At 62.1% G+C, this 24077-nt stretch carries 23 protein-coding genes; 14 read left to right on the forward strand and 9 right to left on the reverse strand.

Annotation, left to right across the window (positions count from 1 at the left end; all coding sequences use genetic code 11):
- Nucleotides 1-56 precede the first annotated feature (56 nt).
- Nucleotides 57-1847: an acyl-CoA dehydrogenase gene (locus ACP7BV_RS00545; protein ID WP_426100412.1), complete on the forward strand. Its 1791-nt coding sequence runs from the start codon at nt 57-59 to the stop codon at nt 1845-1847.
- Nucleotides 1848-2288: 441 nt separating this feature from the next.
- Here ACP7BV_RS00545 and ACP7BV_RS00550 read toward each other — a convergent pair whose 3' ends face one another.
- Nucleotides 2289-2888, reverse strand: a complete 600-nt coding sequence (locus ACP7BV_RS00550) for a glycine zipper 2TM domain-containing protein (protein WP_426100414.1) — start codon at nt 2886-2888, stop codon at nt 2289-2291.
- 165 nt (nt 2889-3053) lie between these two features.
- Here ACP7BV_RS00550 and ACP7BV_RS00555 point away from each other — a divergent pair, with 165 nt between their 5' ends.
- On the forward strand, nt 3054-5057 hold the full coding sequence (locus ACP7BV_RS00555) for a hypothetical protein (RefSeq protein WP_426100416.1): 2004 nt from the start codon (nt 3054-3056) through the stop codon (nt 5055-5057).
- A 163-nt stretch (nt 5058-5220) separates the two neighbouring features.
- On the opposite strand, the gene ACP7BV_RS00560 is transcribed toward ACP7BV_RS00555, so the two are convergent.
- On the reverse strand, nt 5221-5637 hold the full coding sequence (locus ACP7BV_RS00560; protein WP_426100418.1) for an NINE protein: 417 nt from the start codon (nt 5635-5637) through the stop codon (nt 5221-5223).
- 223 nt (nt 5638-5860) lie between these two features.
- Between ACP7BV_RS00560 and rpsP the strand changes: the two genes are divergently transcribed.
- From rpsP to ACP7BV_RS00585, 5 genes are all read left to right on the forward strand, one after another.
- A complete protein-coding gene (gene rpsP, locus ACP7BV_RS00565) occupies nt 5861-6112 on the forward strand; it encodes a 30S ribosomal protein S16 (protein ID WP_426100420.1) in 252 nt (83 codons plus the stop codon).
- Nucleotides 6113-6149: 37 nt separating this feature from the next.
- Nucleotides 6150-6677 (forward strand): ribosome maturation factor RimM, encoded by a 528-nt coding sequence (rimM, locus tag ACP7BV_RS00570; RefSeq protein ID WP_426100422.1) that lies wholly within the window; start codon nt 6150-6152, stop codon nt 6675-6677.
- A 26-nt stretch (nt 6678-6703) separates the two neighbouring features.
- Nucleotides 6704-7450, forward strand: a complete 747-nt coding sequence (gene trmD / locus ACP7BV_RS00575; RefSeq protein ID WP_426100424.1) for a tRNA (guanosine(37)-N1)-methyltransferase TrmD — start codon at nt 6704-6706, stop codon at nt 7448-7450.
- Nucleotides 7451-7600: 150 nt separating this feature from the next.
- Nucleotides 7601-7984: a 50S ribosomal protein L19 gene (gene rplS / locus ACP7BV_RS00580; protein ID WP_426100426.1), complete on the forward strand. Its 384-nt coding sequence runs from the start codon at nt 7601-7603 to the stop codon at nt 7982-7984.
- A 37-nt stretch (nt 7985-8021) separates the two neighbouring features.
- On the forward strand, nt 8022-8720 hold the full coding sequence (locus tag ACP7BV_RS00585; protein WP_426100428.1) for a CoA pyrophosphatase: 699 nt from the start codon (nt 8022-8024) through the stop codon (nt 8718-8720).
- Here ACP7BV_RS00585 and ACP7BV_RS00590 read toward each other — a convergent pair.
- Both ACP7BV_RS00590 and ACP7BV_RS00595 read right to left on the reverse strand, forming a co-directional pair.
- Entirely contained in the window at nt 8662-9021 is a 360-nt protein-coding gene (locus tag ACP7BV_RS00590) for a DUF2752 domain-containing protein (RefSeq protein ID WP_426100430.1), read from the reverse strand. The two genes, ACP7BV_RS00585 and ACP7BV_RS00590, sit on opposite strands and share 59 nt — an antisense overlap.
- Complete coding sequence (locus ACP7BV_RS00595; RefSeq protein ID WP_426100432.1) at nt 8990-9310, reverse strand: NINE protein; 321 nt, start codon at nt 9308-9310, stop codon at nt 8990-8992. The genes ACP7BV_RS00590 and ACP7BV_RS00595 overlap by 32 nt, the downstream gene beginning before the upstream one ends.
- 267 nt (nt 9311-9577) lie before the next feature.
- Here ACP7BV_RS00595 and ACP7BV_RS00600 point away from each other — a divergent pair, with 267 nt between their 5' ends.
- The 5 genes from ACP7BV_RS00600 (at nt 9578) to ACP7BV_RS00620 (ending at nt 13780) form a co-directional block, all read left to right on the forward strand.
- Nucleotides 9578-10540: a CobD/CbiB family protein gene (locus ACP7BV_RS00600; RefSeq protein WP_426100434.1), complete on the forward strand. Its 963-nt coding sequence runs from the start codon at nt 9578-9580 to the stop codon at nt 10538-10540.
- Nucleotides 10541-10653: 113 nt separating this feature from the next.
- Nucleotides 10654-10998 (forward strand): DUF3579 domain-containing protein, encoded by a 345-nt coding sequence (locus tag ACP7BV_RS00605; protein WP_426100959.1) that lies wholly within the window; start codon nt 10654-10656, stop codon nt 10996-10998.
- A gap of 123 nt (nt 10999-11121) precedes the next feature.
- Nucleotides 11122-11571, forward strand: a complete 450-nt coding sequence (locus ACP7BV_RS00610; protein WP_426100436.1) for a CBS domain-containing protein — start codon at nt 11122-11124, stop codon at nt 11569-11571.
- Nucleotides 11572-11664: 93 nt separating this feature from the next.
- Nucleotides 11665-12447, forward strand: coding sequence for an SDR family oxidoreductase (locus ACP7BV_RS00615; protein WP_426100438.1), 783 nt, complete (start codon nt 11665-11667; stop codon nt 12445-12447).
- A 10-nt stretch (nt 12448-12457) separates the two neighbouring features.
- A complete protein-coding gene (locus ACP7BV_RS00620; protein ID WP_426100440.1) occupies nt 12458-13780 on the forward strand; it encodes a hypothetical protein in 1323 nt (440 codons plus the stop codon).
- A gap of 52 nt (nt 13781-13832) precedes the next feature.
- Here ACP7BV_RS00620 and ACP7BV_RS00625 read toward each other — a convergent pair whose 3' ends face one another.
- Nucleotides 13833-14570 carry a GntR family transcriptional regulator gene (locus ACP7BV_RS00625; RefSeq protein WP_426100442.1) on the reverse strand — a complete coding sequence of 246 codons (738 nt, stop codon included), beginning with the start codon at nt 14568-14570 and terminating at the stop codon, nt 13833-13835.
- A gap of 349 nt (nt 14571-14919) precedes the next feature.
- Here ACP7BV_RS00625 and ACP7BV_RS00630 point away from each other — a divergent pair, with 349 nt between their 5' ends.
- Nucleotides 14920-17658, forward strand: coding sequence for a TonB-dependent receptor (locus ACP7BV_RS00630; RefSeq protein WP_426100444.1), 2739 nt, complete (start codon nt 14920-14922; stop codon nt 17656-17658).
- 73 nt (nt 17659-17731) lie between these two features.
- The gene (locus tag ACP7BV_RS00635) at nt 17732-19252 is read left to right on the forward strand and encodes a tryptophan halogenase family protein (protein WP_426100446.1); all 1521 of its coding nucleotides are present in this window, start codon (nt 17732-17734) and stop codon (nt 19250-19252) included.
- Here ACP7BV_RS00635 and ACP7BV_RS00640 read toward each other — a convergent pair.
- From ACP7BV_RS00640 to ACP7BV_RS00655, 4 genes are all read right to left on the reverse strand, one after another.
- Nucleotides 19249-19809: a hypothetical protein gene (locus ACP7BV_RS00640; protein ID WP_426100448.1), complete on the reverse strand. Its 561-nt coding sequence runs from the start codon at nt 19807-19809 to the stop codon at nt 19249-19251. The two genes, ACP7BV_RS00635 and ACP7BV_RS00640, sit on opposite strands and share 4 nt — an antisense overlap.
- Before the next feature lie 395 nt (nt 19810-20204).
- Complete coding sequence (locus ACP7BV_RS00645) at nt 20205-21497, reverse strand: tetratricopeptide repeat protein (protein WP_426100450.1); 1293 nt, start codon at nt 21495-21497, stop codon at nt 20205-20207.
- 140 nt (nt 21498-21637) lie between these two features.
- Nucleotides 21638-22771, reverse strand: coding sequence for an ABC transporter ATP-binding protein (locus ACP7BV_RS00650; RefSeq protein WP_426100452.1), 1134 nt, complete (start codon nt 22769-22771; stop codon nt 21638-21640).
- Nucleotide 22772: 1 nt separating this feature from the next.
- Nucleotides 22773-24065 carry an MFS transporter gene (locus tag ACP7BV_RS00655; protein ID WP_426100454.1) on the reverse strand — a complete coding sequence of 431 codons (1293 nt, stop codon included), beginning with the start codon at nt 24063-24065 and terminating at the stop codon, nt 22773-22775.
- Nucleotides 24066-24077: the final 12 nt, after the last annotated feature.

Genomic DNA, 24077 nt, shown 5'->3' on the forward strand with positions numbered 1-24077 from the left:
AGTCGACGAGACCTGTGGTGCAATGCGTTTTTTTTCGCAAAAACTAGGAGATTTACGTGAGCTACAAAGCCCCGCTGAAAGACATGCTGTTCGTGATGAACGAACTGGCCGGACTGTCCACCATCAACGCGCTGCCAGGCTGTGAAGACGCCACCGCCGACACGGTGGAAGCAGTCCTCGAAGAGAACGCGAAATTTTGCGCCAATGAAGTCGCGCCCCTGAACTGGCCAAGCGACAAGGACCCGAGCTTCTGGCACGACGGCCAGGTCACGACCGCCAAGGGCTTCAAGCAAGCCTTCAAGGGCTTTGCCGAAGCCGGCTGGCAGGGCGTGCAGCACCCGACCGAATTTGGCGGCCAGGGCTTGCCCAAGCTGGTTGCCACACCTTGCATCGAGATGCTCAACGCGTCCTCGATCTCGTTCGCGCTGGTCGCGCTGCTGTCGGACGGCGCGATCGAAGCGCTGCTCACGGCCGGTTCCGACGCCCAGAAAGCGACCTACCTCGAGCCGCTGATCTCGGGCAAATGGACCGGCACCATGAACCTGACCGAGCCGCAGGCGGGCTCCGACCTGGCCGCCGTGCGCACCCGCGCCGTGCCGCAGGGCGACGGCACCTTCAAGGTCTTCGGCACCAAGATTTTCATTACCTACGGCGAGCATGACATGGCCGAGAACATCGTGCACCTGGTCCTGGCGCGCACGCCGGACGCGCCTGCGGGCGTGAAGGGGATTTCGCTGTTCATCGTGCCCAAGTTCCTGGTCAATGCCGACGGCACGCTGGGCGCACGCAACGACGCCCACTGCGTCTCGATCGAACACAAGCTGGGCATCAAGGCCAGCCCGACTGCGGTGCTGCAGTTCGGCGACCATGGCGGCGCGGTCGGCACGCTGGTCGGCGAAGAAAACCACGGCCTCGAATACATGTTCATCATGATGAACGCGGCCCGCTTTGGCGTGGGCATGCAGGGCATCGGCCTGGCCGACCGCGCCTACCAGCAGGCTGCCGCATTTGCCAAGGACCGCGTGCAGTCGCGCGACCTGGCCGGTTCCGCCGGTCCGGTGGCTATCATCCACCATCCGGACGTGCGGCGCATGCTGATGTCGATGCGCTCGCAAGTGGAGGCGGCGCGCGCGCTGGCGTATGTGGGCGCGGGCATCAGCGACGTGGCCCATCATCACCCTGACGCCGACACGCGCAAGGCCAACCTGGCCGTGTACGAGTACCTGGTCCCCATCATCAAGGGCTGGGCGACCGAGATGTCGCAAGACGTCACGCGCGACGGCGTGCAGGTGCACGGCGGGATGGGCTTCATCGAAGAGACGGGGGCTGCGCAGCACTACCGCGATGCGAAGATCCTGACGATCTACGAAGGCACCACCGCCATCCAGGCCAACGACCTGGTGGGCCGCAAGACGGTGCGCGACGGCGGCGCTGTCGCCAAGGACATCATCGGGCGCGTGCGCGCCACCGAAGCGGAACTGGCAGCGCATGAAGGCGCCGATTTCAAGGCTATGCACCGCGCCCTGGCGCAGGGCAGCACCGCGCTCGAAGAAGTGGTCGACTATGTTGCCGCCAACATGAAATCCGACATCAAGGGCGTGTTTGCCGGCAGCGTGCTGTACCTGAAGCTGGCCGGTATCGTGCTGGGCGGATGGGTGATGGCGCGTTCGGCGCTGATCGCGCAGCAAAAGCTTGATGCCGGCGAGGGTGATGCGTCGTTCTACAAGGCAAAAATCGCCACCGCGCGCTTTTTCGCCGACCATCTCTTGACGCAGGCGCCGGGACTGCGCATTGCGATCGTCGAAGGCAGCGCAGGTGTGCTGGCGCTGAGCGAAGACCAGTTCTAAGGTCAACCGAACTGAATGGCGCATGCGCGTTGCGCGCATGCGCCTGAAGGCTTGCTGACGCTGAGAAGTAGTACCCGAACTGGATGGCGAATGCGCCGATTGAAGGCTAGCTGGCGCTGAGCGGTAGTACCCGAACTGGATGGCGAATGCGCCGATTGAAGGCTAGCTGGCGCTGAGCGGTAGTACCCGAACTGTAGGGCGGGAAAGCGCGAAGCGCGCATTCCGCCATGCCTGCGCCTGGTTGACGCATGCATGGCGCAATGCGCGCTTCGCGCTTTTGCGCCCTACGTTGAACAGTGCGCGATCAGTCGCGCTCCCAGTGCGCGATCAGACGCGCTTGCAGTGCGCGAGCAGACACGCTTGCAGTGCGCGAGCAGACACGCTTGCAGTGCGCGAGCAGACACGCTTGCAGCGCGCGCTCAGACGCGCTTGCAGTGCGGATCAGATCCGCTTGATGGCCTGCCCGGCCTTTTGCACGCGGTCGCCGCTTTGCACGCCAGGATCGGCGTCGTAGCTGAAGCTGCCGCGCTGGCCGTTATCGTATTGCACTTCCACGGTCCAGACCTTGGTGGCGTTGTGGCTTTCCTGCAGCTTCTTGCCTGCATAGGCGCCGCCGACGGCCCCGGCGATCGTGGCCAGGTCCTTGCCGCGGCCGCCGCCAACCTGGTGTCCCAGCAAGGCGCCCGCCGCGCCGCCCGCCACTACCCCCAACGCATTGCTTTCGCCGCGTTTTTCGCTGACATTGACGGCAGTCACGCGGCCGCAGTCGATGCATGACGACGCCGTGTTGCTGCGTTGCTGGTTGCCCGACATGCGGCTCTTGGCTTGTGCCAGCGCGACAGTGTTTTCGTGTTTGGCCGTGCGCAGGCACTTCATGCGCTGGCCCTGGTTGCGCTCGTCGGCGCAGATGGCGCGGTCTTCGGCATAGCGGCTGGCCGCTTCGCGCGAGTCGGCGGCGTACTGTTGTTGCTGTGGGCCGGCGTGTGCCGCGCCCATGACGCTGGTAAGCAACAGCGCTGCCAAATATGGACGTTTTGTCATTATTTTTCTCCTGGTCAATCGTGTAGGGGTTAAAGTTGAGATATTGTAATCCACATGTAAGCAGTGAAACACTTCTTGGCTTTTCTATCGTGCTAGCTGTGCGCCTGCCTAAGATTCGTTATGGCAGAGTTCGCCTGTAGCCACACTCATCTATCGGGAAACTTTATGAAACAATTTATTCAAGTCGTGCGTCAGCCTGCAGCGCTGACCCTGGCCGTCCTCCTGGCCGCATGTGGCGGTGGCGGCGGCGGCGGGGCCCCCGTCAATGGTTCGCCGGCGCCAGGTCCCGCGCCGATCCCGGCCCCGGCCCCAGTGCCTGCACCAACACCGGCGCCAGTATGCGAGATCACGATCTCCGCAGACGCCACCGTCGCCTCCGGAAAAACTGCCGGCGCCGCAGCCCTGTCGGCATGTACGCCGTACATCACCTCGATCGCCTGGGCCCAGGTCAGCGGTCCGAGCGTAACGCTGCAAGCGGCGCGCAGCCCGACGGTAGCGATTGAAACCAGCACTGCGGGCGTGATCCGCCTGCGCGCTGACGCCACCCTGAGCGATGGGCGCACGTCGTCGGCAACCACCGACATCACCGTCGCCGCCCCGGTAAGCGGCAGCTTTGTGACTGTGCGCGCCGACCATTCGCTGCGCGTGGGTACCGACACCTCGGTGCGCGCCTGGCCCACGCTCGCCAGTGGCGAGGCGGTGTCGAAGATCGTCTGGAGCCAGGTGTCCGGCACCCCGGTGAAGATGAATACCGACGACCAGGACGTGATGATCTTCACCACACCGGCCACTGCGTCAGTCGACAGCACGCTCGTATTTCGCGCGACGATGACGACCACCAGCGGCAAGGTCGACAGCGACGACGTCATCGTCAGTATTGATCGCCAGGCGGCGACGCCGAACGGCTACATCTTCAAGAACACCGCGCGCGTGCATCCGTATGTGGTGGGGGGCGCGTACGCCAATGTGCTGGCGCGCTGCAGCTACGACGTGGGCCTGTATTCCCTCGACACGGGCACGACCCTGTGCAAGGCCGGCACCTTGCCGCTGCTGCAGTCCGACGCCGGATCGGGAGGGGTGCCGAGCGTGGCCCAGGTGATGGCGCGCGTAATCGTCTCGCACGACTTCCTGGGCGCTAACTTCGAGAAATTCCTCAATTCGCAAGACGCGAAGGGGGACTTCCGCCGCATGCTGGCCGCGACCAGCACGATTGTCATCGGTTCGCACGTACGCCCGAGTTTTTACCAGCCTGCGACCGGCGCCATCTACCTGGACGCCAACTACCTGTGGCTCACGCCCGAGCAGCGCGACGTGGTCACGGAAGTGCCGGATTACCGTCTGGCCTATGATGACCAGCTCAACTTCACCAGCCTGGGGCGTTTGGTCAAGAACAATGACTACGCGCGCCGCAGCTATCCGGCCGGCGAACGCGTCACGCGTCCCGAGAGCGACCTGATCCTTGGCCTGGGCCGCCTGCTGTACCACGAGCTGGCCCACGCCGGCGACTACTTCGCGCCCTCGTCGCGCAACCTGAACACGACGCTGTCGATCTACGGCAACGTCGAGCCGCGCGCTGCCGCCAAGTCGCTGCCGTCGGATGACCTGGCAACGGCATACCCGCTGCTGTCGTCGCAAATGAAGGGGCTGGGGCAGGTCATGTTCCTGGGCGTGACGCCGACCGCTGTGCAAAAGGCGTACACGGCAGCCGAAGTGGGCAACTTCTTCAGCAGCGATGTCGCCTCCGACGAGTACGCGTACTCGATTAATGACAATGCCAACTCGCGCGAGGACCTGGCGATGCTGTTCGAGGAGTTCATGATGTCGTACCGTCATGGCATCCAGTACGACATCGCTTACAGCAACCTGTTCAAGGATGGCATGACGAGCGACCAGTTGATCGTCGCCTGGGGTCAGCGTGGCCGTATCGCGCTGCCGTCCATCAAGCCGCGCATCAAGCTGGTCATCATCAAGGTAGCGCCGTGGATCGACCCTGCCGTTGTCGATACGCTGCCAGCGACCATCCAGATGCCGGCCAACCGGAGCTGGGAGGCGAACCTGGCCTTGAGCGGCCCGGTGAACGGTGCGCCGCAGCCGGCCAGCTTCTTCAGCATGTCCGAGAAGCGCAGCCAGGCCCGGTTTGACGTGGCAGAGCGTCGCCACGCGCATTAAGCAGTGATGCTGGGCCGGGTCGCCAGATCCGGCCCAGCATTACCCTTGTGATATTGCAGCAGTATCGGTAGGGCGCAAAAGCGCGAAGGGCGCAATGCGCGCTTCGCGCTTTTGCGCCCTACGGTAATGCGGCACTTTCGCGGGGCGGTACACCGCGCAATGTTTAGCCGTACGCGCCGCCCGTGTAAAGCAGGTCAACCAGGCGCGACATCGTCGCAATTAATACGGTGGTGCCCAGCAGCAGGGTGGCGACCAGCAGCAGTGCCAGGTACCATTTGGAATCCGACTGCTTGCCAGAGCCAACGTTAAACGCAGCATCCCATTTCTCGTCGGCCGTTACGCCGATAACCAACGCTTCAATAAACCCCACCACATACGACACCAGCAGCGGCAGCAGCTTGAAAAACCAGTCCGCCTGCGGCGCCAGGCCATACACCAGGCCGGCGATTGGCAACGCGGTCAGGTGGATCAGGCCGAGCTTGTCCACGCTGCCGCGCAGGTAAAAGCGGTGCGCTCCGATGCCGCCCAACAGGACGGCCAGCAGGCAGGCGAAGGTTTTGTTTTTGTGAGTCGTGGACATGTATTATGGGTATCAAAAGCGGGAAAGATGGCAGTATCGACTAAATTCATGGCCAAAGCACTCCTTTTCCCGACGATGCAGTTGGCGGTAATGGCCGAAATCGGCGATAATGCTCGATTCTTCCCGATTGCGCGCCCTGTTGTCATTAACGCTTGCTGCTGCGCGGCATAGCGCGCTATAATTGTCGGCTTTTTCCGCCCAGCACAACTTTTTTGGAATTACTATGGTCGTTATTCGTTTAGCTCGTGGAGGCGCCAAGAAGCGCCCGTTCTTCAACATCGTTGCAACGGACTCGCGCAATCGCCGCGACGGTCGTTTCATCGAGCGCATCGGTTTTTACAACCCGATGGCGGCCGGCGCTGAAGTCAGTCTGCGTATCACCGCAGACCGTCTGGCCTACTGGCAAGGCGTTGGCGCACAAATGTCGCCAACCGTTGCCCGTCTGGTCAACAGCCAGCCAAAAGCAGCAGCTTAAGTTCGGTTCCGGTTTGAGCGTTTCCGCAGCATCCGGGGTGCAAGCCCCCGACGACCTGACGCAAGTCGGGTATGTATCCGGCGCCTTTGGCGTCACCGGTTCGATTCGGGTTACCCCGTTTTCGTCCGACGCGGATGCGCTGCTGTCCGTAAAAACCTGGTGGCTGGATAAGCCCAGCCTGCAGAGCGTCACCGTGCGCACTGCAAAAATACACGGCGGCGACGTCGTGGCCCAGTTGGTGGGTACGCTAGGGCGGGATGCTTCCGAGGCGCTCAAGGGCGCCGCCGTGTTCATCCCGCGCAGCCAGTTCCCGCAATTGCCGGCCGATGAATTTTACTGGTCCGATCTGATCGGGCTCGACGTATTGAATCTGCAGGGTGAAGCCCTGGGGCAGGTCTCCGACATGATGCACAACGGCGCGCAGTCTATTCTGCGGATCACGCCAGTGCCTGATGCGGCGAGCGAGAAGGCGCCTGAGCGCCTGATTCCGTTTGTCGACCGGTTCGTCATCACTGTTGACCAGGCAAGTAAAAAAATTACCGTGGACTGGGGCCTGGATTATTAGGGCCGGTTCCAAGAGGCGAGGTCAGCGTGCAGTTTGATGTCGTGAGCTTGTTTCCCGAAATGTTTTCCGCATTGACGCAGTCGGGTGTGACCCGGCGCGCCTTTGAGCAAAAGCGCTGGGGCCTGTCGTGCTGGAATCCACGTGATTTCACGACCGACAATCATCGCACCGTCGACGACCGCCCGTATGGCGGCGGACCCGGAATGGTGATGCTGGCCAAGCCTTTGGAGGCCGCGATCGGCGCCGCCAAGCAGCGCCAGGTCATGCTGGAGTTGCCCATTCCGCGGGTGGTGTTCATGTCCCCGCAGGGCAGGCCACTCACGCACGAACGGGTCATGCAGTTGAAAGATGAGCCGGGCCTGGTCATCTTGTGCGGCCGCTACGAAGCGGTCGACCAGCGTTTGCTGGACCGTTGCGTGGATGAAGAAATCAGCCTGGGCGACTTTGTTCTGTCCGGCGGCGAGTTGGCGGCGATGGCCTTGATGGATGCGGTGGTGCGGCAATTGCCGGGCGTACTGAACGACGACGCTTCGGCGGTCGAAGACAGTTTCGTCAATGGTTTGCTCGATTCGCCGCATTACACGCGGCCCGATACGTATGAAGGTGTGGGCGTGCCGCCGGTGCTGATGGGTGGCAACCACGCAGAGATTGTGAAGTGGCGGCGCGAGCGCATGCTCGAAGCCACCGCTAAAAAGCGGCCTGATTTGCTGGTTCGCGCGCGCAGCGCCGGACAGCTGAGCAAGGCCGATGAAAAGTTTTTGGCAGGTTTGTAAACCTGTTGCAACACCAATCCGCGAACATGTTGTCCGCGGCTTAAACCCCATCCTCTACTGGGCACAAGTTATCGGGAACTGAGATGTCGAAAGACATTGAATGCCAGTTCCGGCGAGGCACCAGCATGATGGTTATCGGAGTTATAAAAAATGAACCTGATTCAAACACTTGAAGCAGAAGAAATTGCTCGTTTGGGCAAGACTATTCCTGATTTCGCACCAGGCGATACCGTTATCGTCAACGTCAACGTCGTCGAAGGCACCCGCAAGCGCGCCCAGGCATACGAAGGCGTCGTGATCTCCCGTCGTAACCGTGGCCTGAACTCGAACTTCATCGTTCGCAAGATCTCGTCCGGCGAAGGCGTTGAGCGTACCTTTCAGCTGTACTCCCCGCTGATCGCTTCGATCGAAGTCAAGCGTCGTGGTGATGTTCGCCGCGCCAAGCTCTACTACCTGCGTGAGCGTTCGGGTAAATCGGCACGTATCAAAGAGAAACTGCCTAACCGTCGCGCTTCTACCGCTGCTCCTAAGTAATTTTAGGTCTGCGATACTGAAAGGCATCCCTTCCCGGATGCCTTTTTTTGTTTATAGGACATTTTTCTTGGCTACACTACCTTTTGATCCAGCCCTGCTGCCGGTCGACGGCCTGGGCGGCGAAGGCGCGCTGGACGCCGCGCGCCTGGAAGCTGGCTGGCTGCGCGCCCGCTTCGCCAGCCCGGTTGCTGCCTGGCAGAGCGAAATCGTCGACGATGCGCAAGCGCGCCATCCGCGCATGACGCCGGCCTCGGTGCTGATCCCACTGGTGTTGCGCCCCGAAGGGCTCAGCTTGCTCTTGACCCAGCGTACGGCGCACCTGACCGACCACGCGGGCCAGATCAGCTTTCCGGGCGGGCGCGCCGAGCTGGTCGATGTGGATGCGATTGACACGGCGCTGCGCGAAACCGAGGAAGAAATCGGCCTGCACCGGCGTCACATTGAAGTGATCGGCACCTTGCCCGAGTATGTGACCGGCACCGGCTACAAGGTGACGCCGGTGGTGGGCCTAGTCGCGCCGCCGTTCGAGATGACGCCGGACGAGAACGAGGTGGCCGAAATTTTCGAGGTGCCGCTGGCGTTCCTGATGAATGGCGCCAATCACCAGCGCCTCTCGTTCGAACTGCCCGAAGGGGCGGGGCGCAGGACGTTTTATGCCATGCCGTACGAGCGTTTTTTCATCTGGGGAGCGACGGCGGGGATGTTGCGCAACCTGTTTCATTTCCTGCGCGCTTGAAGCCGCGCCAGATCATGCGCACATGGCGCCCATAGAGCCACAGCAGCATCGGCAGCACCAGCAGCGAGGCCCGGTTCAATGCCCAGGCCCCCGCAACATCGCCTTGGAGCAAGGCCAGCGCGGCGCGGGTGATGCCGCAGCCCCAGCAGCTCTGGTGCAGCAGCAAGGTCACCAGGCAGGGCGGCGCCAGCTGCAGCACGATCTGCGGCGCCACAAGGGCGACCGCGCCCAGGCCAGCAAGCGCCAGGGCAATGGCGATGTCGGCGCGATCAGGTTTTCTTGAGCGGGAGGCCGTTAACATCCGTGAACGATCCGGTAATAATCATGATGAAGTCGATCAGCGCCCAGATGCCGCAACCGCCAAAGGTCAGCAGCTGCACGATGCCGATGCCGATGTGGCCCGTATAAAAGCGGTGCACGCCGAACATGCCGACGAAAAATGCCAGCAGCAGCGCCGGCAGCCATTCCTTGTCCGACACGGGGCCAATCTGGCCGGCCGGATTGCGGTTATTGTTGACGGCGACGCCGCACTTGACGCAGACAACCGCGTTATCGTTAACTTCGGAACCGCAGGAAGGACAGAACGCCATGGAAGTAATCCCTAAAAGTAAATTGCCGAATGGTAATTTTAGGAAAGCATAACCGATGTTGCAAAATTTTACATCTTAAAAATGGTTGATTTTGCAATGACGTCTTTCTTCGCTAACTGGAAACCAACAGCAGCCCCTGGGCAGCGCGCTGAGTAAGTTCGCAGGTCGCCGCCTTCGTCACTTAATTAGCAATAAGTTTGATTCTGCCCCTGCACTAGGCTATCGTAGCGGGCGAAGCGGTATTGCATTATTTCAAAAGGACGTCCAATGACATTTCTCTCCATTCTTTGCGCGCTGCTGATCGAGCAGCTCAAGCCCCTGCGCGCAGATAATCTGATTTATGCCGAGATCAAAGCTTTTGCCATGCGCATGGAAAGCTGGTTCAATGCGGGCGACGCGAGCAATGGCCGCATGGGCTGGCTGCTGCTGATGGCCGGCCTGATGATCCCGACCGCCGCCATTTACTGGACTTTCCTGAGCCTGGGCTGGATCTTCGTCGCCTTTGCCTGGAATGTGCTGATCGTCTACCTGACGCTCGGTTTTCGCCATTACAGCCACTATTTCACCTCCATCCAGCTGGCCCTCACGGCCGGCAACGACGCCGCCGCGCGCACCTTGCTCGCGGAATGGACCCGGCTTGACACGGTCGGCATGGAGACGTCGGAAATTGCCCGCATCGCCGTGGAAAAATCCCTGATCACAACCCACCGCAACGTGTTCGGCGTCTTTTTCTGGTTCCTGATGCCGCTCGGGCCGGCCGGCGCCGTGATGTACCGCGTCTCGGAATACCTGGCGCGGGCCTGGAACGAGCCTGACCACATGCGCAACGAAGCTTTTGGCCAGTTCGCCGCCAGGGCTTTTTACTGCATCGACTGGCTGCCGGTACGCCTGACCGCGATCGCCTTTGCCGTGGTGGGCAACTTCGAGGACGCCATTTACGCGTGGCGCAATTTTGCGCACCGCTGGCATGATGAAGCGCGCGGCATCATCCTGGCCGCCGGCGGCGGCGCGATGGGCGTGCGGCTGGGCACGCCGAACGAAAATGCCTCCAAGGTGCTGCCGCCGGACGCGGCCATCGTCGACCTGAGCGACAGCGAAGTGGACATCATGCCGGGCGAAGAGCCCAGCCCGCGCGCCTTGCAAAGCACGGTGGGGCTGGTCTGGCGCGCCTTGCTGCTGTGGATGTTGCTGCTTTTGTTGTTGTCCGGCGCCGTCTTGCTGGGCCACTAGATCGGACCCGGGGTGCATGAGCACTCTTCTATAAGATATAATACTTATGTACCACATTGCCAGGCGCGCGACGCCTGGTGTTTCGCCAGCTTCTTGCCCTGATACGCCGCCCTATGGCCGAGTTACCTGAAAACAAGATAAAAATCGAAGACGAGTTTTTTATTCTTGGCCTCACCAGTGATGGCAAGCAGTTTCGTCCCAGCGACTGGGCCGAACGCTTGTGCGGCGTCATGTCGTGCTTTCGTCCGGAAGGTACGGGCGGCCCCAACGCGCACTTGTCGTACTCTCCCTACGTGCGTCCAACCATGCTCAACGGCGTGAAGGCGGTCGTGGTCAACAACAAAATCAAGAACATCGAGCCGCTGGCGTACCACTTCGTGCGCAACTTCGCCACCGATAACGATCTGCAGATCGTCGAAGCGTGTTTCCTGCCGCTTCCGGGCGATCCGAAACTCTAAAGAGCGCAAGAATCGCTTTGACCGAAGTCAAAGCCGCAGCAACTCATCCCGCTAGCGTAGAACCCACGGGCGCCGATCTGCGCGCGCGCAACCATGGGCGGGCCACCGCCGGGGAGAACGAGCATGCGAGTTGGCGAAATTTGCACAGTCCAGACCATTTACTGCAAGCGCGACGAAACGGTGCAGGGCGCAGCCTTGCTGATGCGTAAATATCACGTGGGCGATCTGGTCGTCATCGAGGACCCCGACGGCCAGCGCATACCAGTGGGCATCATCACCGACCGCGACATCGTGGTCTCCGTCATCGCGCTGGGGCTCGACCCGGGTAGTTTGCTGGTGGGCGACATCATGAGCGACGACCTGTTAACCACCGCCGAAGACGATGACGTCTACGAAACCATCGAGCGCATGCGCTTTCGGGGCATTCGCCGGGTGCCGGTCGTCAATAGCGCGGGCGGCCTGACGGGCATCGTCAGCGTCGACGACCTGCTCGAATTCCTGGCCGAGGAGATGGGCGAGCTTTCGCGCATTAGTTCGCACCAGCAGGCACACGAAAAACGCGCCCGGCAATAAGAATATCTTGCTGGTGAGATACGCATACTTACGCTAAGATGTTGCTACAGGGCAGCAAAAACTTCCGTCCTGCAACCGCAAAGGCGCAAGATCGTGTCCAAAGATAAGCAAAAAGATACCTCCTTCGAGGGCAAAGTGGTGCTGGTCACCGGAGCTGCAGGGGGCATTGGCCGGGCTGCGGCAGTTGCCTTCGGCCGCGCGGGCGCCTGCGTAGTGGTGGCCGATACCTCGGTTGACGGCGGCCATGCGACGGCGGCAATGATCGTCGAAGGCGGCGGCAAGGCCCTGTTTGTGCATTGCAATGTGACGCGCGCGACGGAAGTCGAAGCCTTGATCGATAAAACTGTTGCGTATTACGGACGGTTAGATTGTGCATTTAATAACGCTGGCATTGAAGAAGAGCACTTGCCGCTGGCCGACGCCGATGAAGCCTTGTTTGACCGCATCATCAACGTCAACGTCAAGGGCGCCTGGCTATGCATGAAGTACGAGATTCGCCAGATGCTCAAGCAGGAGGGCGGCGGCGCGATCGTCAATACGGCCTCGGTTGCCGGCTTGGTGGGCGCGCCGACGCAACCGATCTACGCAGCGAGCAAGCACGCCGTCGTCGGCATGACCAAAACTGCGGCGGCCGAATACGCGCGCAGCGGCATTCGCATCAACAGCGTGTGCCCGGGCGTGATCAATACCGCGATGATGGCGCGCGCCCTTGAACGCGAGCCCCAGCGCGAGAAAAAGCTGCGCAACGTGCACCCGATCGGCAGGTTCGGCGAAGCCGCCGAGATTGCCAATGCGGCGCTGTGGCTGTGCTCCGACAAAAGCTCGTTCGTCACCGGGCACCAGTTGGCCGTCGATGGCGGGTTGACCGCAATCTAAGCTTTTGCCCATGGTCGCGGAAGGCTTGACGTGCATCGCCATGGTCGCCTTTGCACTGCTGCTGGCCAGCCAGGGGTGGCGCATGCATCGGCGTCTTGACACGCAACCGCGCCTGATTGTCGTCCTCGCTGCCGTTACCTGCACCACAGCCGGCTTGGCATTGCTCAGCTTCTCCCTCGGCCATTTCCTGGCCGGCCACGCCTGGCGGTTCGGGCACAGCGGCATCCCGGCCACCCGCGCTGGCACGCCACGCTATTTCTGGATGTCGACCATCGCCGTCTCGACGGCCGGCGCCGTCCTGGGCGCGCTAGGCCTCTATCTGCTTCGGCTTTCCTTCATGCCCGGGCGCAAACAGGGGCAACGCCGCAACGCTGATTCAGCGGCGATCGACGACGCATTGGCAAGGACTGATCGCTTGCTCGCCAATCCAGGCGCCATCGCCATCGATTACAGCGCGCGCGACTTTGGGTGCAGCGGGCGCAGGGGTGAATTGCTGGCGCTGGCGCGTCAGCATGACTGGACGCTGCCGGAGTTTTCCAAATCCATCTACGCTGCCGCCTTGCGATGGTATTGCCTTTATCCTCACGCGGCGGTCTCGGATGGCGTGGCCGATGGCGCGCTGGCCGACCTTGCCGTAGCGCTGGTGGCGCTTGAGGACAGGCAGCGCAGCGGGCCGCCCCGGCGCGCCGACGACCACTACCGCGTCCTGCTCGCTTACGGGCAGCCCGGTTGCGCCTGGTGGGAGCCGGTGCTGGACGCGCTAGCCGCCAATGCGGGCCGGCTGGACGATGCGCTGCTGACGGCCGAGAGCATGTGCTTCGTACTGTTGCACGCTGCGCCGGCTTCGGCGGCGCGTGCGCTGGCGCTCGGGCAATTGACGCAGTTCCTGGGCACGCTGCAAGAGCCGACGGGGCTCGACGCCACCGGCGCGCGCGATGAAACTTTCCTCGTCACCAGCACCAACCTTGCCGCTCCGAATCAGCATATAGCGCGGCTGGCGCGCGACGTGTACTGGGAGCGAGCGCGCAGCATGCGCAGCCGCAACGACCACGCGCAATTCACCTTGCTGATGCTCGCCGGAATGGAGCTCGGCGAAGAGGCGCTGGCGCAGCAGTCAGTGGAGGCGCTGTGCAGCGAATTTCCCAAGCTCGCCACGGCTAACGTGGAAGCGGGCTCGCGTGCCATCAAGGCGCTGCGCAAGCTGGCAAAAGGGGGACGCGCCGCACTCGTCAATGGGGGCTTGGCGCGCGTCGTTGCCGTGCTCGACGCTATCGACCCGCAGGCCGGCCGAAGCGCGCGCCGCGTGGAGCAGGTCGACGAATGGTGGATGTAGCCGACGCAACCCATGCTCAGGCGCGCCGGCGATGCCGGCCGCTGACGATCTGTCAGATGCTCAGCTCGGCCACGAAGTCATACATGTCGCCCCTGAAATACGACCGGCAAAACTCCACCGCCGTGCCGTCGCGCAAAAAACCGAGCCGCTCGACGGAAAGTCCCGCGTCGCCTTCCTTTGCCTGCAGTAGCTTGGCCTGCTCGGCGTTGAGTAAAATGGCGGACAAGCGCTGCAAGGCGCGCACCGGCCGGTTGCCCGCTTCCTCCAGCGCCTGATACATCGACACGCCCACCGTTTCCAGCGCCGGCAAACTGCTCTTGACGATGGTGGCGTACTCCAGGCACATGGGAATTTCGTCCGCATAGCGGATCCGGTGAAAGCGGTACACCGGCGCCCCAGGCGAGAGGCCCAGCCGCATCGCTTCCTCGGGCGTGACCGTGCCTTCCGAGCGCGCCAGCCACACGCTGCGCGGGGTGCGCCCGCGCGCCAGCATGTCTTCGGAGAACGAAGTCAGTTTGGCGAAATTCTTTTCAACCTTGGTATTGATGAAGTTGCCCGAACCGGGCCGTTTGACCAGCAAGCCTTCGCCGACCAGGCCGTCGATCGCCTTGCGCACGGTAATGCGCGATACCGACAGGTCAGCTGCCAGCTGGCGTTCGGCCGGCAGCGCTTCATCCGGGCCAAAAACGCGCTTGTCGATCGCTTCGCGCAGGGCGCGCTGCAATTGCTGGTAGAGCGGCAAAGAGCTCGACTGCGCCAGGCTTTGCATGATGTGGACAAGTGAGGTCATACCAATACGCCTTTCGCTGGTGAAAAGTGGTGCGTTCTTGCCACACTTTTCTTTCGGCCAGGATAGCCGGTTCAGATAATACCAAAAAAAGACCGGAAGCTGCACGACGCCCGTGGGATCGGTTCCAAATGGTCCCATACCAAGCAGACCACTTTGGTTCTCCTATGAAACTTCGATGCCCTTGACCATTTGGCATACAAAATTTGTATCGAAATTGGTAGTACTCTGGTATTGCACAGGAGTATATTGGCGTTAGATTGGTTTTAGAGGTGGTTGTACCGGTAGCACAAAAAAGACGTGCCGAATAATGAACAGGCTTCGGAGCGAGGCCACAATCCAGGGGAAACATATGAAGCAGAATCAGGCAGCAGCCAGCAAGCAGGTCCGCACACCAGGTGTCAACCGTCTGACGCCGGCAGCGTCCGCCGTGGCCATGCTGGTATTGGGCGTGTCCTTGCAGGCTCAAGCCCAGCAGGTCGCGCAGGCGGACACCAACGTCGTCGTAGTGACCGGTATCCGCGCATCAATGGAGCAGTCGATCAACCAGGCCCGCAACGCCGAGACCAAGGTCGACGTCATCACCGCCGAAGACGTGGGCAAGATGGCCGACAAGAACGTGGCTGACTCCTTGCAGCGCTTGCCAGGCGTGAGCGTTGCCGCCGCCGGCGGCTCGGAAGGCAGCTTTGGCGAAAACGACCGCGTGGCCCTGCGCGGCACGCCGTCGGCGCTGACGCTGACCACCCTCAACGGCCACTCCGTCTCCAGCGGCGACTGGTTTGCCGACAACATCATCGGTGGCGGACGCAGTGTCAGCTTCACGTTGTTCCCTTCCGAACTGATCGGCAAAGTGACCGTCTACAAGGGTTCGCAGGCCAACCTGGTCGATGGCGGCGCCATGGGCCTGGTCGACATCCAGACCCGCAAGCCGCTCGACCTGTTGCGCAAGAAAGCCTTCGCCGCGCAAGCGAGCGTGGGCGCGATGCACTCCGACTACGCCGGCACCACCGACCCGCAACTGAGCGGCATGGTGGCGTGGCGCAATGAGGCCAGTACCTTTGGCGTGCTGCTGCAAGCGTTTCACCAGAAGCGCCACCTGAGCCGCGTGGCCCAGGAAAATTCGATCTGGTACGACAAGGTCGAGCCAGGCTCGCCGGTCGCCAATGCGATTCCCGGTGCCGCCGGCGCCTACATGAACTACCTGGGCGGCACCGCCTGGTTCGAGCAGGAGCGCACCCGCAAGGGCGCCATGGTCGACTTCCAGTTCAAGCCATCGAAAGACTTGACCTTCGACGTCACCGCCTTCAGCTCCAAGCTCGACGCACCGAACATCAACCACAACTTCATGCAAGCGTCAGGCCGCTTCCTGGGCAACTCCTGGACTGCGCCAACCTTCCCGGCCGCCAACGTCAGCGGCGCCGTGAGCAACGGCATCATTACGCAACTTGCGGCAACCGTGCCGGCCAACTGCGTGCCATGCGCGGGCATGTCCGGTTCGATCCAGGAAATCTTTGGCCGTCCGATCGCCGAGAGCTCGTCCCGGTTTCTTAACCTTGACGGCAAGTATCGCCTGAGCGACGCCTTTACCGTGAGCGGCAAGCTGGGCCTGACCAAGGGCCTGGGCAACACCGAAAGCGGCGCGCTGAGCAACCCGATTCCTTTCGGCGCCATCAGCTACAAAACCAACGGCGCCGACCAGCCGGTCGACTACGTTACCGCCGGCAGCGCCACGCATTCGATCGGCGGCGGCTACGACGGCATACCCGGCACCTTCGGTTCGCACGTGACGTCGAACGACAAGGAATCGTATGCGCAGCTCGATCTTGAGTACACGCTGGCGGCCGGTTTCTTCAAGACGCTCAAGACCGGCGTGCGCACGGCGCGCCACGAACGCAGTTTGTCCGTGATCGATCTGACGGACCTGCCGGGCCTGAAGAATCCGGCCAACCTGCCGCTGTCGGGCTTGACGCATTTCCCTGACCACTTGAGCGACGTGTCGGGCGTGGGATCGAATTACTGGACTTTTTCAAAAGACGCGGTCTTCGGCTGGGTCGACAAATACACCGATTTCACCATCCACCGCAGCCAGGCCGAATTCCAGATCAAGGAACCGACCAAATCGGCTTACGTGATGGCGGACTTCGGCAACGACAACGGTTTGTCGGGTAACGTCGGCGTGCGCTTTGCGCAAACCAAGGAAAACGTGCTCAAATACGAGATGGGGCCGTCGAAGTCCTTTGAGCCGCGCATCTACAACAATACCTACAACGACACGCTGCCAAGCGCCAACCTGCGTTACGACCTGAACAAGGACACAGTCCTGCGCGGCGGCATCAGCCGCACGATGGCGCGTCCGGAGCTGGGCGCCATGGCCGGCATCGACCTGCGCGACCAGCAGCACACCGGCACCACGGGCAACCCGAATCTGGCGCCGATCACGTCGAACAACGTTGACGTGGGCGTCGAATGGTACTTCGCACCGCGTTCGGTGCTCAGCGCCACGGCGTTTGCCTCCAACCTCGATGGCTACGTATCGTACGGCAACAGCTCGGGCATCTATTACAACCAGCAGGAAAAAGCGAACGTCTTGTACAACACCAGTTCGCCGGTCAATTCCAAGGCCGAGATTCGCGGTCTGGAACTGAACTACGTGCAAGACTTGTCCAACGGCTTCGGTTTCAACGTCAACTATACGCTGACCGATGCCGAAGAAACGGGCAAGCTGGCCGGTTCCGTGTGCGGCCGTTCGGTCGAGCCGGACTGCACGATGATCGGCGCGTCCAAGCGCGCCTACAACGTGGGCGCGTTTTTCGAAGGCAGCCGCTTTTCAGCGCGCGTGGGCTACAGCTACCGCTCGGGTTTCCTGAACGGCTTTAGCCGCAATACGGCGCAGTACCAGGCTGAAATCGGGACCTTGTCGGCCACGCTGGCCTACAAGATCAACGACAACTTGTCGATCTCGCTGGACGGCAAGGACTTGAACAATCCGATGCACCGCTCCGAGATTCACAACGTCGGTGCGGCCAACCTGCCGGGCTCGTTCTACAAGAATGGCCGCCAGCTCTTCCTGACGCTGAACGCCAAGATCTAAGTCGTTCAAGGCACAAGAAAACGGAGCGGCGGTTCGGCTCCGTTTTCTTGCGTCTGGACTACGGGGAGAAAAGATGAAAAATGCATCGGAACTAAAAGATATCGTCATCGTCGGCGGCGGCTCGGCCGGCTGGATGAGCGCCATGATCCTGGCCGACACGCTGGCGGCCAAAGGCGTGACCATCACCGTGCTCGAGTCGCCAACCGTCGGCGTGATCGGGGTGGGGGAGGGCTCCACGCCCGCGCTCAAGCGCTTTTTCGACAGCTTGAATATTGCGGAAAGCGAGTGGATGCCGCAATGCAATGCCACCTTCAAGAGCGGCATTACTTTCGACGGCTGGTCCACCAAGCCGGGCTTTGGCAAATACTTCCACCAGTTTTCCACGATGGTCGACAAGCTGACCCAGCCTGTCTTCATCAGCAACGTGCATGCGCGCCTGCAAGGGGTTGATGTCGATGCGCGGCCCGACGACTACTTCCTGTCGCGCCTGCTGGTCGAGAACAAGCTGGCGCCGCTCGCCGGCGAAAGTTTCCCGTTTACCGCCACCTATGGCTACCATTTCGATGCTGCGCTGCTGGGCAAGTTCCTGCACAAGAAGGCGCTCGAACGGGGCGTGCGCTACCGGGTTTGCCACGTCACGCGCGCCACGCAAGATGCGGATGGCAATATCGCCGCCGTGCACACCAGTGATGGCGAAGCGGTAGCGGCCGACCTGTTCATCGATTGCTCCGGGTTTTCAGCGCTGCTGATCGACAAGACGCTCAAGACGCCTTTTGTCAGCTACAGCGACGTGCTGTTCAATGACGCCGCCGTGGCGCTGCCCACGCCGTTGGAGGGGCCGATCGCACCGCAGACGGTATCGACCGCCATGAAGTACGGCTGGGCCTGGCAAATTCCGCTGACCAATCGCTACGGCAACGGCTATGTGTACAGCACGCGCTACTGCGATGCGGACCAGGCCGAAACGGAACTGCGCCACAAGCTGGGCCAGCTGGACGGCAGCACGCCCGCGCGCCACCTCAAGATGAAGATCGGCCGCGTGGCGCAGCACTGGAACAAGAACTGCGTGGCCGTGGGACTGTCGCAAGGCTTTCTCGAGCCGCTCGAAGCGACCGCGCTGTACCTGACCCAGATGACGGTGGCGATCTTTGCGCTGTTTCTCGACAAGGGCGACTTCAGCGAACCGGCGCGCCACGCGTACAACCAGGAGGTCAATGGCTTTTTCGACGGCCATCGCGATTATATCGTCGCCCACTTCAAGACCAGTTCGCGCGCTGACACGGCCTATTGGCGCGACAATGCAAGCGAGCTTGACGGCATGTCCGATTCCTTAAAAGGCATTTTTGGCACCTGGCTGCAGGCCAAGGATTTATCGGCAGAACTGGTGCGCCAGGACTTGGAACGCTACTATCCGGTGGGATCGTGGTACGCGCTGATGGCCGGCATGGGCGTGTTTCCGGCGGCGCGCATGGCGTCGGCGCAGGAGGCGTCCGGGCACGCCGAACAGCGTGCCCAGATGCGCGAATTTTTGCGCCGCTGCGCGCTCAATTTCCGCGATCACAAGCTGGTCCTGCAAGAGATGGTGGGCCGCTAAGCAGCGCGGGCGCGCCGTTCCGGCGGTGACAGGCGGCCGGCGCGCAGTTCAGTGACGGCGTTGCGCACGGCGCGCGCGACGTTGCGCACTTCTTCCTGGCAGTCCGCTTCGCCGTCGAATGCTTGCTCGCAGGTGTCGGCTTCATGGTAGCCAAGGTGGCGGTCGAGCGCGGCAAAACTGTCCGAGTCGACCATGCCCATGCCATCGAGCCACAGCGTGAGCAGGTGGCGCGTGCCGTCGATGGCGCCGTCCTTGCCGTGCACCACGACGCCATAGGCGCGCTCGGCGAAGTGCGCGGTGTAGCCGGCCGCTGTCAGGCGGTCGATGGGCGGCTTGACGTGCAAGGCGACGACCGATGCGCCGGCCGGCGCGATGATCATCACGGCGTGCGCGAACAGCCATTTTTCAACCACGTCGGCGCTGCGGTGGACGGCGGGGTCGAGGATATCGATCTCCAGGCCGTCGGCTTCGAGCAGTTCCTGCGCCAGAGCGATCATGCGGCCGGTGCGTTCATCCTGCTGCGAACCGTTGATCAGTAAGACACGCGTGCGTTCCATGTTGGTTCCCAATGATGATGTCGAAAAAACGGTTTCCGAGCAGTAGGAAAAGTATGCGAGAAATTTACGAATTGCAATGTTCGCTGGCTAACAGAGGGGCTGTAACAAACGTAAGAGCCCGATACATTGACCTCGGATACGGGGACCATAGAACGGAAGGGTCGACAATGCAGCCGCCCTACATCGTCCTCGCGCGGGGACCCTTGGAACGGTTGCTCAGTTGAACCGTTCCATGGGTCTCCGCGTGCGCGAGGACGATATGGTTTTCGTTTTCGAGTTCGCCAACTTCGCTATTTCTGTCGGGCCGGCGCTGGCAAAACAATAAAAAAACGGCCCGCCGGCTTGCGCCGCGGACCGCTGTTGACCCAAGCGCCCATTCAAGGGCAACTCGTCGATTACTTCGCCGCCACCGCCATCGGTGCATTCAGATGCATCGTCCAGTAGCGCGCCAGCTCAGCCGTGCCGTCGCTGCCCTTGACGGCCTCGAAGGCTTTCAGCGCTTCATCCTTCTTGCCGGCCTTGGCGTACGCCACGCCCAGGCGCAGTTTGGCGTCTTCCGGATTTTTCAGGCTGCCCTTGGCGATACCCTGCTTGATCAGGTCGATACCCTTGTCGAACTGGCCCAGCGTCACGTACGCATAGCCCAGGTTGACCAGCGGCGTGCCGGTCTTGGCCTTGAGCGCGCCCGCTTCGCCCGCATCGATCGTCTTCGCATCGTCGGCAGCGGCCTTGGCGGCCTTGTCAAGCTGCTGCTTGTGCTTCGGTCCATCCTTGCCGGTACCGAGCTTGCCCGCTGCAAAGCCGGCATCCAGCGCTTGCTTGGCTTCACCGAAAAAGCCCGTCATCATGGCGCGCTCGGCCATGTCCAGGTATTCGTCGCTTTCCATCTCCTTGGCCGTGGTCATCTGCAGGCGGTAGCCGTCCAGGCGCAGGCGGTCATTGAAGGTGGTCTTGTTGGTCATGCGGCGCAGCACGTCGGTCCAGAATTCCGGCGTCGGGTACAGCGTCACCAGGCGTTCCAGGGTGGTCGTGTACAGCGCCGTGTCCTTCAGCTTGCCGGCCGCGCCGGCCAGCAGGCGCAGGTCGTCCTGGGCGGGTTTGGTGCCGGCCTTGTCGGCCGCGGCGATGACTTTTTCCAGCTCGGCCTTGGCGTTCGCGTAGTCGTTCGTGACCAGATAGGCGCGCGCCAGGGCGGGGCGAACCTTGTCCGGCGTCGTACTTTCCTTCTGGTACACCTTCAGCCATTCGATGGCTTTCGGGTAGTTCTTGGCGTTGTAGTTGTAGTTGGCCAGCGCCTCGATGAAGTTGGCTTTTTCCTGGGCGTCCAGGCGGCCGGAGTTGATGACCGGCTCGAGCGCCGCCATCGCCATCGCATCGTTGCCGCTGCTGGCGGCCAGGGCCAGCTTCATGCGGTTGATGACGTAGCCTTCGTACGGCGTGATGTTGGGGAATGCTTCAGCGGCGGCGATGTTCGCCTGAACTTCAGGGAATTTTTTCGCCGTCATCATTTCCTTGACCTTGGCCGGGTCGAGCAGCTTGAACATGTCGGGACGAATGGTGTCCGCCTTTGCCGCTTCGGCCGCGGCCGGTTTGGCTTGCGCGTGGGCGCTGGCGAGCAGGGCAGGCGCGGCATTCAGGCCAAGGGCGGCCAGGATCAGGCTGATACGTGCGAAACGGAACTGGGACATGGATGATCCTTCAAATAGTATCTGGGCGGGTAGTGCCTTCGCCATAACGCGGCGACCCGCCAAATAGTGGACATGAAATTTGGAATTTGTCAGTGCCTCAAACGTTGCCGTTCGGGGCGAAGGGCGTATTGTCACATAAACTAAACAACGGTGGCTTGATTTCCAACTTCAATGGTAAGCGGATGTAAGAACGCTTTGCCGGCCGCGTCGAACAGGTGGCAGCGCTGCGGCGGCAGGTGCGCGTAAATGCGGCTGCCAGGCGCGAGCGGCGCGCTGTCGCTCGCCTGCCTGATTGCCAGCAGCTCCGGCGCTCCGGCCAGGCTGGCGTAGGCGATGGTCTGGTCGCCCAGGTATTCGGCGTGGCGCACTTCAAGCGCGATGCTGTTGGCGCCGCCCGCCTGCAGCACCATGTGCTCGGCGCGGATGCCCAGCGTGACGGGCGCGCCAAGGGCCGCCTGCGCGGCCTCGCACGCGACTTCGATCAGCGCGCCGCCGGCCAGCCGCACCGTGGCCGTGCCATCGAGCGCGCCAGCCAATTGGCCGGCGATGAAATTCATTTTGGGCGCGCCCAGAAAACCGGCCACGAACAGGTTCGCCGGCGCGTTGTACAGCGCGTGCGGCGTACCCACCTGCTCGATGCCCCCGGCGTTCAGCACCACGATGCGCTCGCCCAGCGTCATCGCTTCAACCTGGTCGTGCGTGACGTAGATCATGGTCGACTTCAGTTCGCGGTGCAGGCGCGAGAGCTCCACCCGCATCTGCACGCGCAGGCTTGCATCCAAATTCGAGAGCGGCTCGTCGAACAGGAATACGCCAGGCTGGCGCACGATCGCGCGCCCGATTGCCACGCGCTGGCGCTGGCCGCCCGACAATTCCTTGGGCCTGCGTTCGAGCAAATCCGTGATCTGCAAGATGGCCGCGGCGCGGCCCACGGCCTGCTCAAGCTGCTCGCCCTTGATGCCGGCGAGCCTGAGCGCAAAGGCCATGTTCTCGAACACCGTCATGTGCGGATACAGCGCGTACGACTGAAACACCATGGCCAGGCCGCGCCGGGCGGGCGCAATATCGTTGGCCAGGCGAGCGCCGATATACAGTTCACCGGCGCTGATGTCTTCCAGGCCCGCGATCATGCGCAGCAAGGTCGACTTGCCGCAGCCGGACGGCCCGACAAAGACGATGAATTCGCCATCCCGGATCGCCAGGTCGGCGCCGTGAATCACCGGGCGCTGCTTGTCGTAATGTTTGGCCACGCCCTTCAGTTCAACGCTGGCCATGTCAGGCCGCAACCAGTTTGGCGAGCGGGTTCTGCTGGCGCGCGCTCATTGAAATCATTTGCGACATGATCGCCACCGGAACCGCGCAGGCCAGCACCCACAGGAAAAAATGCTGGTAGCCCAGGGCGATCTGCACGTCGCCGCTGAAGTACTTGAAGAGCGCAAAGCCGAGCTGCATGATGCCGGTCGACAGGGCATAGTGGGCAGTCTGGTATTTGCCTGGCGCGACCACCTGCATCATGTACAAGATCAGGCCGACAAAGCCAAAGCCGTAACCGAACATCTCGGCGCTCAAGGCCGCGCCGATGATGACGATATTGGCCGGCTGGTACAGCGAAAGCAGATAGAACACGATGTTGGGCAGGTTGACCGCCAGGATCAGCGGCAGTATCGCGCGCTTGAGGCCAAGGCGCGCCGTGAAGTAGCCGCCGGCGATGCTGCCGACAATGAAAGCGACGGTGCCCGCCGAGCCGTACACCGCCCCCAGTTCCGTGGTCGATAGGCCAAGGCCGCCCAGCTCGCGGGCGGCGCGCAAGAACAGCGGCCCGATCGACTGGACTTGCGCTTCGCCCGCCCGAAACAGGATGATGAACAGGATGCAGACAAAGATGCCGGGCTTTTTGAAGTATTCAACGATCACTTCCGACAGCGTATCGGCGATGGCGCGCGCGCTGTGGCCGGCGCTCACGGCATTGGTCCCTTTCGGCAGGACCGCCAGATTGTAGAGCCCCAGTGCGATCATCATCGCCGCCAGCAGGGCATAGATCGTGGACCAGGCGGTGACGACGCCGCTGCTCTTTTCCAGCACGCCGGCCAGCGCCACCAGGCCCCCGGCCGAAATCACGCGGCCGGCGTTGAAAAATGTCCCGGTCCAGCCGGCGTATTCGGCCTGGCCTTTTTCATCCAGGCTGGCGATGTACAGGCCGTCGCAGGCGATGTCGTGGGTCGAGGCGCAGATGGCGACCATGGCCAGCATGGCGATGCTGGCGGCAAACCAGAACGGCATGTGCATCGACAGCGCCACGAGCCCAAGGGCGACGCCGCCAGCCAGCTCGAACATGACGACCACCTTCTTTTTGCTGCTGGCAAGTTCAATGAAGGGACTCCACAGCGGCTTGAACACCCAGGCCAGCCCGATCAGCGCCGTCCAGTGGGTGATCTGGTCGTTTGCCATGCCGCGGCTTTGCAGCATCACGGCGGCCAGCTGCATGACGGCAAAGAAGGGCAGCCCCTGCGCCAGGTACAGGCTGGGGACCCACAGGTAAGGGGCGCGTGCGGTGGAGGTGTTGTTCATCGAGGACCTTGT

Origin of the sequence: Massilia sp. TSP1-1-2 (genome assembly GCF_049896185.1) — a bacterium.
In the GTDB taxonomy this organism is placed as follows: Bacteria; Pseudomonadota; Gammaproteobacteria; order Burkholderiales; family Burkholderiaceae_D; genus Telluria_A.